The 12468-nt window shown below is 71.7% G+C and carries 12 protein-coding genes and 1 pseudogene; 10 read left to right on the forward strand and 3 right to left on the reverse strand.

Annotated features, from left to right (window positions below; translation table 11 throughout):
* The first annotated feature begins 70 nt into the window (after positions 1-70).
* Entirely contained in the window at positions 71-1618 is a 1548-nt protein-coding gene (locus ABEE00_RS08320; protein ID WP_345744645.1) for an MFS transporter, read from the forward strand.
* A gap of 251 nt (positions 1619-1869) precedes the next feature.
* Here ABEE00_RS08320 and ABEE00_RS08325 read toward each other — a convergent pair whose 3' ends face one another.
* Positions 1870-2550 carry a lysophospholipid acyltransferase family protein gene (locus tag ABEE00_RS08325; RefSeq protein ID WP_345744646.1) on the reverse strand — a complete coding sequence of 227 codons (681 nt, stop codon included), beginning with the start codon at positions 2548-2550 and terminating at the stop codon, positions 1870-1872.
* A gap of 361 nt (positions 2551-2911) precedes the next feature.
* Between ABEE00_RS08325 and ABEE00_RS08330 the strand changes: the two genes are divergently transcribed.
* The 3 genes from ABEE00_RS08330 (at position 2912) to ABEE00_RS08340 (ending at position 5324) form a co-directional block, all read left to right on the forward strand.
* Positions 2912-4072, forward strand: a complete 1161-nt coding sequence (locus ABEE00_RS08330) for a glycerophosphodiester phosphodiesterase (protein ID WP_345744647.1) — start codon at positions 2912-2914, stop codon at positions 4070-4072.
* Positions 4073-4199: 127 nt separating this feature from the next.
* Positions 4200-4727 carry an RNA polymerase sigma factor gene (locus tag ABEE00_RS08335; protein ID WP_345744648.1) on the forward strand — a complete coding sequence of 176 codons (528 nt, stop codon included), beginning with the start codon at positions 4200-4202 and terminating at the stop codon, positions 4725-4727.
* Between the two features lie 93 nt (positions 4728-4820).
* Entirely contained in the window at positions 4821-5324 is a 504-nt protein-coding gene (locus tag ABEE00_RS08340) for a GNAT family N-acetyltransferase (protein ID WP_345744649.1), read from the forward strand.
* A 140-nt stretch (positions 5325-5464) separates the two neighbouring features.
* On the opposite strand, the gene ABEE00_RS08345 is transcribed toward ABEE00_RS08340, so the two are convergent.
* Together ABEE00_RS08345 and ABEE00_RS08350 are read right to left on the reverse strand one after the other, a co-directional pair.
* Entirely contained in the window at positions 5465-5896 is a 432-nt protein-coding gene (locus ABEE00_RS08345) for a hypothetical protein (RefSeq protein ID WP_345744650.1), read from the reverse strand.
* Positions 5889-6260 (reverse strand): hypothetical protein, encoded by a 372-nt coding sequence (locus ABEE00_RS08350; RefSeq protein WP_345744651.1) that lies wholly within the window; start codon positions 6258-6260, stop codon positions 5889-5891. The genes ABEE00_RS08345 and ABEE00_RS08350 overlap by 8 nt, the downstream gene beginning before the upstream one ends.
* Before the next feature lie 89 nt (positions 6261-6349).
* On the opposite strand from ABEE00_RS08350, the gene ABEE00_RS08355 reads away from it, so the two are divergent.
* The 6 genes and pseudogenes from ABEE00_RS08355 (at position 6350) to cbiE (ending at position 12357) form a co-directional block, all read left to right on the forward strand.
* Complete coding sequence (locus ABEE00_RS08355) at positions 6350-7000, forward strand: HAD family hydrolase (protein WP_345744652.1); 651 nt, start codon at positions 6350-6352, stop codon at positions 6998-7000.
* 460 nt (positions 7001-7460) lie between these two features.
* Entirely contained in the window at positions 7461-8531 is a 1071-nt protein-coding gene (locus tag ABEE00_RS08360) for a methionine ABC transporter ATP-binding protein (protein ID WP_345744653.1), read from the forward strand.
* Positions 8528-9193, forward strand: a pseudogene (locus ABEE00_RS08365) (methionine ABC transporter permease); the annotation flags it as partial. The gene ABEE00_RS08360 and the pseudogene ABEE00_RS08365, both read left to right, overlap by 4 nt.
* Positions 9194-9253: 60 nt before the next feature.
* Positions 9254-10042 (forward strand): MetQ/NlpA family ABC transporter substrate-binding protein, encoded by a 789-nt coding sequence (locus ABEE00_RS08370; RefSeq protein ID WP_451918532.1) that lies wholly within the window; start codon positions 9254-9256, stop codon positions 10040-10042.
* Between the two features lie 213 nt (positions 10043-10255).
* Positions 10256-10894, forward strand: coding sequence for a GNAT family N-acetyltransferase (locus ABEE00_RS08375; protein ID WP_345744654.1), 639 nt, complete (start codon positions 10256-10258; stop codon positions 10892-10894).
* A gap of 170 nt (positions 10895-11064) precedes the next feature.
* Positions 11065-12357 carry a precorrin-6y C5,15-methyltransferase (decarboxylating) subunit CbiE gene (cbiE, locus tag ABEE00_RS08380; RefSeq protein ID WP_345744655.1) on the forward strand — a complete coding sequence of 431 codons (1293 nt, stop codon included), beginning with the start codon at positions 11065-11067 and terminating at the stop codon, positions 12355-12357.
* Positions 12358-12468: the final 111 nt, after the last annotated feature.

Consider the following 12468-nt stretch of genomic DNA (forward strand, 5'->3'; position numbering starts at 1 on the left):
CCCCTTCACCCCCATCGACCCCTTCAACGCCTTCGGCCCCTTCAACTCCTTCGACCACTCCGGAAGAACGATGAGCACCCGCACACCCGTCGCCCCCTCCTCCCCACACGCCCCCTCGGCCCGCGCGCGCTGGCTGGCGCTCGCGGTGCTGGTGCTGGCCGTGCTGCTGGTGGGCGTCGACGCCACGGTGCTCGGCCTGGCGACCCCGTACCTCAGCGAGGATCTGGAGCCCTCCAGCACCCAGCTCCTGTGGATCGGCGACGTCTACTCGTTCGTCATCGCGGGCCTGCTGGTCTCCATGGGCAGCCTCGGCGACCGCGTCGGGCGCAAGAAGCTGCTGCTCACCGGGTCCGTGGTGTTCGGCATCGTGTCCGCGCTCACCGCGTACGCGGGCAGCCCGGCCTCGATGATCGTGTGGCGCGCGCTGCTCGGCGTCGCGGGCGCGACCCTGATGCCCTCCACGCTCGCGCTGATCCGCAACATCTTCCACGACCCGCGCGAGCGCAGCCTCGCGGTGGGCATCTGGGGCGCGATGGCCTCGGCCGGCGCGGCGGTCGGTCCCGTCGTGGGCGGCTTCCTGCTGGAGCACTTCTGGTGGGGCAGCGTCTTCCTGATCAACCTGCCGGTGATGGCGCTGCTCGTGCTGGTCGGCGCCAAGCTCCTGCCGGAGTCCCGCAATCCGAACCCGGGCCCCTGGGACCTGCGCAGCGTCGGCCTCTCGATGGTCGGCATCATCGCCCTGGTGTACGCGGTGAAGGAGCTCGCCGCCTACGGTCCCCGCTGGGACATCCTGGCCGCCGCGGTGCTCGGCGCGGCGGCGATGACCTGGTTCGTGCGCCGGCAACTGCGGCTCGCCGACCCGCTGCTGGACATGCGGCTGTTCCGCAACCCCGGGTTCTCCGGCGCGATCATCGCCGACCTGCTGACCATCCTCGGGCTCTCCGGGCTGGTCTTCTTCCTGTCCCAGTTCCTGCAACTGGTGCAGGGGCGCACGCCGTTCGAGGCGGGCCTCGCCGAACTGCCCGCCGCGCTGGGCGCGGTGACCACGGGCCTGGTGGCGGGGAGGATCGCGCGCCGCTTCTCGGTACGGGGCGCCGTGTCGGGCGGGCTCGCCGCGGTGGGCCTGGCCCTCGCGGCGTGTGTCACGTTGCAGACCACGACCGGGTACTGGCTGCTGGGGAGCGTGCTGTTCGTGGTCGGCGTCGGCGCAGGGCTCGCGTTCACGGTGACGGCCGACGTGATCCTCTCCAGCGTGCCGAAGGAGCAGGCGGGCGCGGCCTCGGCGGTCTCGGAGACGGCGTACGAGCTGGGCGCGGCCCTCGGCATCGCGCTGCTCGGCTCGGTCGTGAACGGCTTCTACCGCGAGTTCACCACGCCGGACGGCGTACCGGCCCGGGTGTCGGCCGCGGCCCACGACTCGATCGGCGGCGCGGCCCACGCGGCGGAAACCCTGCCCCCACGCCTGGGAACGGAACTCCTGACGGTCGCCCAGGACGCCTTCACCGGCGGCCTGCGCGTGGCGTCGGGCGCCGGAGCGCTGATCCTGCTGACGGCATCGGCGGCGGCGTGGTACTTGCTGCGCAACCAGAAACTGGGCGAGGTCCCGGAGGAGGACTGAACCGCAAGGCCCTCGGCCACAGTCCAGCCGGAGGGCCGCCCGGAGGCGCGGAGCGTCGCAGGGCGGCCCGCAACGCACGGGACGGACGAGACCACACACCCACACCCGCCGCAGCGAAAAGCGCCCACACGAAAACGGACCGGCGGTCTCAACGCGGCGCAACTCCCGTCACCCAACGGGGCGTTACACCGACACGAGACAGCCGGCCCAGCGGCGACGGCGGTCGCTCTTCGCCAGACGGCAAAGGCGCGTCAAGCAGCCTTGGCCTTCGTCGCGTAGATGTCCACGTACTCCTGCCCCGACAACCGCATGACCTCGCTCATGACCTCGTCGGTCACGGCGCGCAGCACATAGCGGTCGCGGTCCATGCCCTCGTAGCGGGAGAAGTCCAGCGGCTCGCCGAAGTGGACCTCGATGCGGCGGCCCCGGCCGATCCTCGGCAGGCCCTTGCCGCCCGGCTGCACCGCGTCGGTGCCGACCATCGCGAACGGCACCACCGGCGCGCCGGTCATCAGCGCGAGCCGGGCGATGCCCGTGCGGCCCCGGTACAGGCGCCCGTCGGGGGAGCGGGTGCCCTCGGGGTAGATGCCGAAGATGTTGCCCTGCTCCAGGATCCGGCGCCCCGTCGAGAGCGCGGCGACCCCGCCGCGCCCGCCGTCGCGGTCCACCGGGATCATGCCGACCCCGGTGAAGAACCACGCCATGAGCCGCCCCTTGAGGCCCTTGCCCGTCACGTACTCGTCCTTGCCGATGAAGTACACCTGACGGTGGGTCACGAGCGGCAGGATCATCGAGTCGATGAAGGTCAGATGGTTTCCCGCGAGGATCACGGGCCCGGAGCCCGGGATGCGCTCCACTCCCTCGACCTGCGGGCGGAACAGCACGCGCAGCAGCGGGCCGAGCAAAGCCTTGATCAGCAGGAAACGGGACAACGGAATCCTCCGGTCGGTGACGGTGACGCGCACCCGAGTGCGCAGGTGGGGACGATACTCGCCGCTACCGGCGGGTCGCACACCGGGTTCATCGTCCCGATACGCAGGTTTGACGTGCATAACATCCGCCTTGCGTCGGATGCCGCCCGGCGGGACGGCCGCTCACCTCGGACGCGGCCGCCGCGGGCACGGCGTACGGCGCCGTCCCACGTGGGCCGCGTCACTCCGGGTTCCCCCTGAGTTCGGGCCGATGTCCCGCGGCTGCCTCCCGGCCCGAACGAAGGTCCGCTTACGATGCGGGTCCCGGCGGGGGTGATCTTGTCTCCCGCGCGGGCCACGACGGAGCGAGCGAGGAGTACGCATGGCAGAGAAGCGGCATCCGGGACGGAGAACCCTGCTCGGGGCGGCGGCGGCAGGCGCCGGCGTCGCGCTCGGCGGCGGCTCGCTGAGCGGCGCGTACGCCGCGGACAAGGGCGGCGGCGCCGGGGACTCGCACCCGCGGGGGCCGCGCGGACTGCCGGTGCCCGCGGTCATCGGCCACCGCGGCGCCAGCGGCTACCGCCCCGAGCACACCCTGGGCTCCTACCAACTCGCCCTCGACATGGGCGCGGACATCATCGAGCAGGATGTCGTACCGACGAAGGACGGCCACCTCGTCTGCCGGCACGAGAACGACATCACCGCCACGACGGACGTCTCCGGACACCCGGAGTTCGCCGACCGGAAGACGACCAAGACGGTCGACGGGGTGAAGCTGACCGGCTGGTTCACCGAGGACTTCACGCTCGCCGAGCTCAAGACGCTGCGCGCCAAGGAGCGCATCCCGAAGCAGCGCCAGCACAACACCCTCTACGACGGCCGCTGGGACGTGCCGACCTTCGAGGAGGTGCTGCGCTGGGCCGAGCGCGAGGGCCGCAGGCGGGGCCGGAAGGTCTGGCTGTACGTGGAGACCAAGCACCCCACCTACTTCCGCAAGGCGGGTCTCGAACTGGAGCCGAAGCTCGCGGCCATCCTGCGCAAGCACGGCCTGCACCGTCGCGATTCGCCCGTCTTCCTCCAGTCCTTCGAGCCCAGCAGCATCCAGAAGCTGGACAAGCTCGTGGACAACCCGGGCATCTTCCTGATGGACGCGCTGGACACCCGCCCCTGGGACTTCACCGAGGCGGGCGACAAGCGCACCGTGAAGGACCTGGTCACGCCGGAGGGGCTGCGCTGGATCTCCCGGTTCGCCGCAGGCATCGGCCCCGTGCTGGACGTGATCGTCCCGCGCGACAAGGACGGCAACGCGACCGAGCCGAGCGCCGTGGTGAAGGACGCGCACGAGGCCGGGCTGCTGGTGCACCCGTACACGCTGCGGAACGAGAACAGCTTCCTGCCGAAGAACTTCCGCCGCGGCGAGGACCCCAACGCGTTCGGCGACGCCTTCGGCGCGCTGAAGATGTACCTCTCCACCGGCATCGACGCGCTCTTCTCCGACATGCCGGACTCGGCGCTGCTCGCCGCGGAGGAGTTCAGGGACTGAGACCCCGCGGCCGTTCCCTGACGGCGCGATGGCCCGCGCGGTTCCCGTACGGGGCCGGGATCACCCGACGGCGTGACCCCTGCCCCGCACGGAAACCGGCCCGTGGCGCCCGGGCGTCGCGCCGGACATGACAGAAGCTCAGGCGATCCCCGCCCGGCTGGGGCGGCTGCTCGCCGCGGAGTGCGCCGCCGAGGCGGCCGCCACCGGCACCGAGGAGTCCGACCTCAGCCAGGGCGTGTGGCTGCGCTGGCTGGAGCAGTCACGTGCCGCGGGCCCGCCGCCCGACCCCGCGAGCTGGGTGCTCGCCGCCGTACGGGCCGAGGCGCGGGAGGCCAGGAGCGGGAGCCCGTACGAACTGCCGCTGCCGCAGTGGGAGTTGGACCGCGCCCACATGCCGCACCCCACCGAGGACCGGCTGCTCACGGCGGAGCGCAGCCGCGCGCTGACCGGCGCCATCGGGCGGCTGCCCGGGCGCTGCCCCGCCGTGCTCGGCGCGCTGCTCTCCCGGCGTGACCCCACATATCCGGAGGTGGCGCGCGAGTTGGGAATCTCACAGGGCAGCGTGGGTCCGGTGCGTTCCCGTTGCCTGGGCTGCCTGCGCAGAATGCTGACGGCGGAGGTTGCTCCGGCTGAACTCGGGGGAATGGTGCGGTAAGCAATCGGCGCTTTCAGGGCAGACAGCCCGCGGGCGGGGCCACCCTCTGTCATCTCCCGCCGCGGGCGCACACGGAGTGGGAGGCGTGCGCACATGGGCATGAGCGTGACCATCTCAGCGGCGGACGAGCGGGACGCCGAGCAGATTCTGAAGCTGCAGTACCTGTGCTTCCAGACCGAGGCGCAGGAGTACGGCGACTACGCGATCGCACCGCTGACCCAGACGCTCGACGCGCTGCGCGGCGAACTGGCCGCGGGATGCGTGCTCGTGGCCCGGCTGGGTGACGAGGTGGTCGGCTCGGTGCGGGCCGCCGTCGACGAGCAGGGCACCGCGCGGATCAGCAGGCTCTGCGTACACCCGCGGCTCCAGGGGCACGGGCTCGGCGGGCGGCTGCTGGCCGCCATAGAGCGCAGCGCGTCCGAGGACCGCTCGGCCAAGCGCTTCCACCTGCTCACCGGCAACCGCAGCGAGGGCAATCTGCGCCTCTACCGCAAGAGCGGCTACGCGCCGGTCGGCACGGAGAAGGACCGCCAGGTGACGCTGATCGCCATGGCCAAGGAGGCGGTCGCCGAGAGCGCGTACGCGACGAGCGCCTGACGGTCGTTCGGCTGCTGTGGTTGCTGCTCAGCTCTCCGTACGGGAGCGCCGCAGCCACAGCAGCCCCGTCACGGGCAGGATCACCGGGATGCTGCCTTCTTCCGGGGGCAACCCCCGTACCCCCGGCCGGGGACGCGGGGTCAGCCCTCTGTACGAGAGCGCCGCAGCCACAGCAGCCCCGTCACCGGCAGGATCACCGGGATGAACAGGTAGCCCATTCCGTAGTCCGACCACACCGTGCTGTCGGGGAACGCGGAGGAGTCGACCAGCGTCCAGGTGCCCACGGTCAGCACGCCGATCAGTTCAAGACCGCAGCAGATCCGGGCCGTGAAGCGTGCGCCCTCGCCGCCCTTGACCAGGCAGAGGGTGATGAAGGTGTACACCACGGCGGCCACGGCGGAGAGCACGTACGCCAGCGGTGCCTCGTGGAAGCGCGTCGTGACCTGGTAGACCGAGCGGGACAGCGCGCCGACGGTGACGATGCCGTACAGCGTGACCAGCAGCTTCCCCGGGCCGGTGTTGATGCCCTGCCGCGCGGGACCGCTCCCCGCCGCCGCGTCCTTCTCAAGCACCCGCTCCGCCTCCCCAGATGTCGTACAGCCGCACCTGCAGCACCGCCAGCACCACCGCGCCGGCCACCACGATCAGCGAGCCCCACTTGGTGCGCTCGGTGAGCGAGATCAGGCCCACCACCGGTACGCAGGCCAGCGCACCCAGCAGGTAGCTGATGAAGATCACGGCGCCCTCGTCCGGCTTCTCGCCGCGTACCAGTGCCACGATCCCGATCACGGTCTGCGCCAGCGCGAGCACGGACACCACGGCCATGCCGATGAAGTGCCAGTCCTTGGTGGGCTGATCGCGGTACGCCGCCCAGCCGCACCAGGCGGCCAGCGCGAGCGCGGCCACGGCGAGGGCGACCGTCAGGGGCGTGAGCATGGGGCGAGTCTATGAGGGGACGAAGGTCCCCTTTGCCTGGGCCCCCGCGCGGAGCCGCCGATTCCGTATGCGCCGTACCCTTCCCTCTCATGAACATTGAGGCCGACGCGCTGCTTTTCGACAACGACGGGACGCTCATCTCCTCGCTGGGCTCCGTGGACCGCTGCTGGACCCGCTGGGCCGAGGAGAACGGCATACCCGCCGAGGAGTTCGCGCAGGTCGAACTGCACGGGCGCACGGCCGCCGACATCATCCGCGACGTGCTCCCCGAGGAGCGCGTCCCCGAGGCGCTGGCGCACATCGAGCGCCTGGAGATCGAGGACGTGCCCAACGGCGGCGTCGTGTCCCTGCCCGGCACCGCCGAGCTGCTGGCCTCCCTGCCGGAGGGCGGCTGGGCCGTGGTGACCTCGGCGACCCGCCCGCTGGCCGAGGCGCGGCTGGCCCACCTCGGCATCGAGGCGCCGCTGGTCATAGCCGCCGACGACATCACCCACGGGAAGCCCGACCCGGAGCCGTACCTGCTCGCCGCCCGAAAGCTCGGCGTGGACCCGGCCCGCTGCGTCGTCTTCGAGGACGCCCCCGCAGGGCTGCGGTCCGGGCGCGCGGCCGGAATGTGGACAGTGGCCTTGGCCACAACGCACACCGCGGACGAGCTGAGCGCCGACGCGGTCGTGGACGATCTCTCCGGAGTGACCGCCCAGGTCACGGCGGACGGCATCGAGATCACCGCGGGCGCCTGAGCCCCGTCGTACGCACGGGGCGCGAGGCCCGGCGTCCACCATGCGGACGCCGAACTGGACACCGGGCTTCGGCAACGGCTTTCCCTTTGGTTTACTGATCAGCATGCACAGGACGAGCGACCGCATCTTCGCGCCCGAGGCGATGGCAACGCCCGGCGCTCGCTGTCTGTGCCCTGCCGCCCTCAAAGCCGCACCTCGCACGCCCTGCCGCTGCCGGCGAATGTGTGCCCGCTGAGGGCCCCTGCCTGAGCAGCCGCGGCCGGCTCGCGCCCCGAAGCGAGCCCCTGGCCCGCGCTCGCCCCTGAGCGCAGCACCCCGCACCGCCCGCCTCCCCGGCGCGTGTGTGCGGCTGCGCCCGGAACTTTGACCTGAACCTTCCGCCCAGCGCGGTACGACGGCTGCGCACAGCAGCCGGGCCGCGCGCCAACAGTCCCCACAGTGACGGAAACCCAGTGATCCTGTGATTACGACAACGGACCTCACGAAGGTCTACCGCACCCGAGACCGGGAGATCACCGCCCTCGACGGCGTCGATCTGCACGTCCGCGAGGGCGAGGTCTTCGGCGTCGTCGGACAGAGCGGCGCCGGGAAGTCCTCCCTGATCCGCTGCGTGAACCTGCTGGAACGCCCCACCTCCGGCACGGTCACCGTCGACGGCCAGGACCTCACCGCGCTCGTGCGCAACGAGTCCAAGGGAGCCCAGCGCGCCGGGGCCGAGCTGCGCGCCGCGCGCAGCCGCATCGGCATGGTCTTCCAGCACTTCAACCTGCTCTCCTCGCGGAGCGTGCAGGACAACGTCGAGCTCCCGCTGGAGATCCTCGGCCACTCAGGGAAGGAGCGCTCCCGCAAGGCGCTCGAGCTCCTGGACCTGGTCGGACTCGCCGACAAGGCGCGCTCCTACCCGGCGCAGCTCTCCGGCGGCCAGAAGCAGCGGGTCGGCATCGCGCGTGCCCTCGCCGGCGACCCGAAGGTGCTGCTCTCCGACGAGGCCACCTCGGCGCTCGACCCGGAGACCACCCGCTCCGTGCTGGAGCTGCTGCGCGAGCTGAACCGCGAGCTCGGCCTCACCGTGCTGCTGATCACCCACGAGATGGAGGTGGTCAAGGAGGTCTGCGACTCGGCCGCGCTGATGAAGGCGGGCCGCTTCGTGGAGTCCGGCACCCTCTCCGAGCTGCTGGCCACCCCGGGGTCCGAGCTCGCCCGCGAGCTGTTCCCGGTCGGCGCCGACGGCTCCGTGGACGGCCGCACGGTCGTGGACATCACCTTCCACGGCGAGAACACCTCCGAGCCGGTCATCTCCCAGCTCGCGAGGACGTACAACGTGGACGTCTCGATCCTCGGCGCCGCGATGGACACCGTCGCGGGCCGCCAGGTCGGCCGGATGCGCATCCAGCTTCCCGGCACCTACGACGACAACGTCGTGCCCATCGGCTACCTGCGCGAGCAGGGCCTGACCGTCGAGGTCGCCGGGGCCGGGTCCGACGCCGCGGCGGCCGCCGCGCCCGAGCCGGTGAAGGAGGCCGCCAAGTGAGCTGGTCCGAGATACAGCCGTTGCTGACCAACGGGACGCTGCAGACCCTGTACATGGTCGGCCTCTCCAGCCTGATCGCCGTGATCGGCGGACTGCCGCTGGGCCTCGTCCTCGTCCTCACCGACCGCGGCGGCCTGCTGCAGAACGCCGCGGTGAACAAGGCCGTCGGCGCCGTCGTGAACATCGGCCGCTCGCTGCCCTTCGTGGTCCTGATGATCGCGCTGATCCCGTTCACCCGGCTGCTGGTCGGCAGCTTCATCGGCCCGACGGCCGCCGTCGTACCGCTCTCGGTCGGCGCGATCCCGTTCTTCGCGCGGCTGGTGGAGACCTCCGTGCGCGAGGTCGACCACGGTCTGGTCGAGGCCGTGCAGTCCATGGGCGGCAACGTGCGCACCGTCGTACGCAAGGTTCTGCTCCCGCAGTCCCTGCCCTCCCTGATCGCGGGCCTCACCACCACCGTCATCGTGCTGATCGGCTACTCCGCGATGGCCGGCATCGTGAACGGCGGCGGGCTCGGCCAGGTCGCCCTGAACCACGGTTACCAGCGCTTCGAGACCAGCGTCATGATCGCCACCGTGGTGCTGCTGATCGTGCTCGTCACCCTCGTACAGCTCATCGGCGACCTCGTGGTCCGCGGCCTCACCCGCAAGGACCGCTCCGCGCAGCCCGCCGGGCGCCTCGGCAAGCTCGGCGGAAAGCGGGGCGTCGCCCTCGGCGCCGCCATCGTGGTGCCGCTCGGGCTGCTCGGGTACGGGCTCAGCGCGCAGGGCGACGACAAGAAGCTCACCGTCGCGGCCTCGCCTGTCCCGCACGCCGAGATCCTGGAGTACGTCCGCGACCACCTGGCCAAGAAGGCGGGCCTGGAGCTGGACGTGCAGGAGTACAGCGACTTCGTGGTGCCCAACAACGCCACCGAGTCCGGCGAGGTCGACGCCAACTTCTTCCAGCACAAGCCCTACCTCGACGACTTCAACAAGAAGAACGGCACCCACATCAGGCCGGTCGCCAACGTCGAGCTGGAGCCGCTGGCCCTCTACTCCAAGAAGGTCAAGAGCCTCAAGCAGATCAAGAGCGGCCAGACCGTCGCGGTGCCCAACGACTCCGTGAACGAGGGCCGCGCCCTCCAGCTCCTCGACCGCACCGGCCTGATCAAGCTGAAGCCCGGCGCAGGACAGGGGGCCTCGCTCGACGACATCGCCGACCGCAAGGGCCTCAAGTTCGAGGAGATCGAGGCGCCCTCGGTGCCGCGCTCGCTCACCGACGTGGACGCCGCGGTCATCAACGGCAACTTCGCGCTGGAGGCCCACCTCAGCCCGAACAAGGACGCCCTCGCCGTGGAGAAGGAGAAGGACAACGACTTCACCAACTTCCTCGCGGTCAAGGACGGCAACCAGGACGACCCGCGGGTGAGGAAGCTCGCGAAGCTCCTGCAGTCGGACGAGGTCAAGAAGTTCATCGAGAAGAAGTACGATGGCGGCATCGTGCCCTCCTTCGGGCCGGTCAAGGACTGACGCCGCGCGGCACACCGCCGTACGGCACACCTCGCCGCCGTACAGCGGAAGTTGGGTCCTGAGCGGCTCAAGTCACCGTGTCGACAAGTCGTTTCGCAGCGCCGGGCGCCCCTCGCGAAGGGGGCCCGGCGCTTCGTGATGTCCGGCCGATGCTGCATGCTGTGCACAGCTTCCCGACCCCCACAGGCCCCCGACCCCCGTACGGAGCGGCGCATGACTTCCTCCTTCCCGGACATCTCGATCAGCACGGACCGCCTCGTGCTGCGCCCGTTCGAGGAGGCGGACATCCCCTCGCTCGTCGAGATGATGGCCGACGACATGGTCACCGCGTGGACGTCCGTGCCCCACCCCTACACCGAGGCCGAGGCCCGGGACTTCGTCCTGCGCCGCGCGCCCGGCGTGCGCGCGAGAGGCGAGGGGATCGTGCTCGCCGTCACCGAGTTCCTCACCCAGCGCCTTGTCGGCGTCGTCGAACTCGCCCGCACCGACTGGCGCATCCTCGCCACCGAGGCCTCCTACGTCACCGCCCGCTGGGCGCGCGGCGAGGGCTACGCCTCCGAGTTCATGCTCGCGCTCTCCCAATGGCTCTTCCACGACCGGAAGTTCGAGCGCCTGGAGCTGCGCACGGCGGCCGACAACACCGCAGCGCAGCAGGTCGCGCAGAAGCTCGGCTGCATCAGCGAGGGCGTGCTGCGCAACGCGTGGATAGCGCGCACCCGCACCGAGGACGGCGGCTGGGCCGACATCCGCACCGACCTCATCGTGTGGAGCCTGCTGCCCGAGGACCTGGACGGGGTGAGCGAGCAGCTCACCGAGGCCGGCGGCTACGCGGCGTACCCGGACTGGGACTGACGCACCGCCCGCAGCCGCCCGGCAAGCACCCGAAAGCTCCGGCAAGCACCCGAAAGCCCCGGCAAGCGCCCGCAAAACGGGCACAACGGGAGCCGCGGTCCGGACCATCGGGTCGCGGGGGTACTCTCGGTGAGCCCCCGACCAGCGATCCGCCCTGGAGAGTTCAGCCGATGGCCGACCGTGTCACCGTGATCGGCTGGGACGGCTCGCCGCTCACCGACGCCGCCCGGTCAGCCCTCGGCGCCGCCACGCTCGTCGCGGGCGCCGCACACCACCTGGAGCTCCCCGACCTGCCGGCGGGCGCCGAACGCGTACGCCTCGGCAGCGTCGCCGTCGCCGCGCGGCGCATCGCGCGGCACCGCGGCAGCGCGGTCGTCCTCGCCGACGGCGACCCCGGCTTCTTCGGCGTCGTCCGCACCCTGCGCGCCCCGGAGTACGGCCTCGAGGTGGAGGTCGTCCCCGCCGTCTCCTCGGTGGCCGCCGCCTTCGCGCGCGCCGGGATGCCCTGGGACGACGCCCGCGTGGTCACCGCCACCTCCCGCACCCTGCGCCGCGCCGTCAACGTCTGCCGGGCCTACCCGAAGGTCGCCGTACTCACCTCGCCCGGCGCAGGACCGGCCGAACTCGCGCTGCTGCTCGGGCCCGTGCACCGCACCTTCGTCATCTGCGAGGCGCTGGGCACCGACACCGAGGAGATCACCGTCATCACCTCGGACAAGGTCCAGGACCACGGCTGGCGCGACCCCAACGTCGTGATCGTCGCGGGCGGCGGGGGCCCCGGCGTGCGCACCGCCGAGCGGCACCCCGCGGGCCGCGAGACCGGCTGGCTCTCCGGCAGCGAGCCCTGGTATCCGCGGGAGCCGCGCGGCTGGGCGCTGTCGGCCGCCGAGTACGCCCGGTACGCCATCCCCGACGCGGGCGGCGACGACACCATGGTCCTCAGGCTCCGCACCAGGCCGGGGGAGTCGCCCACGCTGCGCGCCTCCCAACTCGCCCGCCTCGGACCGCGCACGGGCGACCTCGTGTGGGACATCGGAGCGGGCACCGGCGCCTTCGCCGTCGAGGCCGCGCGCTTCGGCGCCGCCGTCATCGCCGTCGACCAGGACCTGGACGGCTGCGCCAGGATCGGCGCGACCGCGCGCCGCTTCGGGGTCCAGCTCCAGACGGTGCACGGCGCCGCGCCCCAGGTCCTGGAGGACCTGCCCGAGCCGGACGTCGTACGCGTCGGGGGCGGGGGAGTGCGCACGGTCGCCGCCGTCGCCGACCGCAGACCCGGCCGGATCGTCACGCACGCGGCCACCCGCGACGAGGCCGAGACCCTGGGGCGCGCCCTCGCCGACGGGGGGTACGCGGTCGAGTGCGCCCTGCTCCAGACCGTCGAACTGGACACCGGGGACAACTCCGGTGACTGGGTGGAAAGTGAACGCGCCGTTGTTTTCCTGCTCTCCGGTGTCCGGATCTGAATCTCTCTGATCCGCGTGTGATTCGCTGCGTGACGAACCCCGACGAACTGCGGTTTGTCGCCCACCCGTGGCCTGCGCGGCACTCCACGACGGGTAGGCTGATGGATCGCT

The organism is Streptomyces odontomachicola, from assembly GCF_039605595.1.
Classification (GTDB): domain Bacteria; phylum Actinomycetota; class Actinomycetes; order Streptomycetales; family Streptomycetaceae; genus Streptomyces.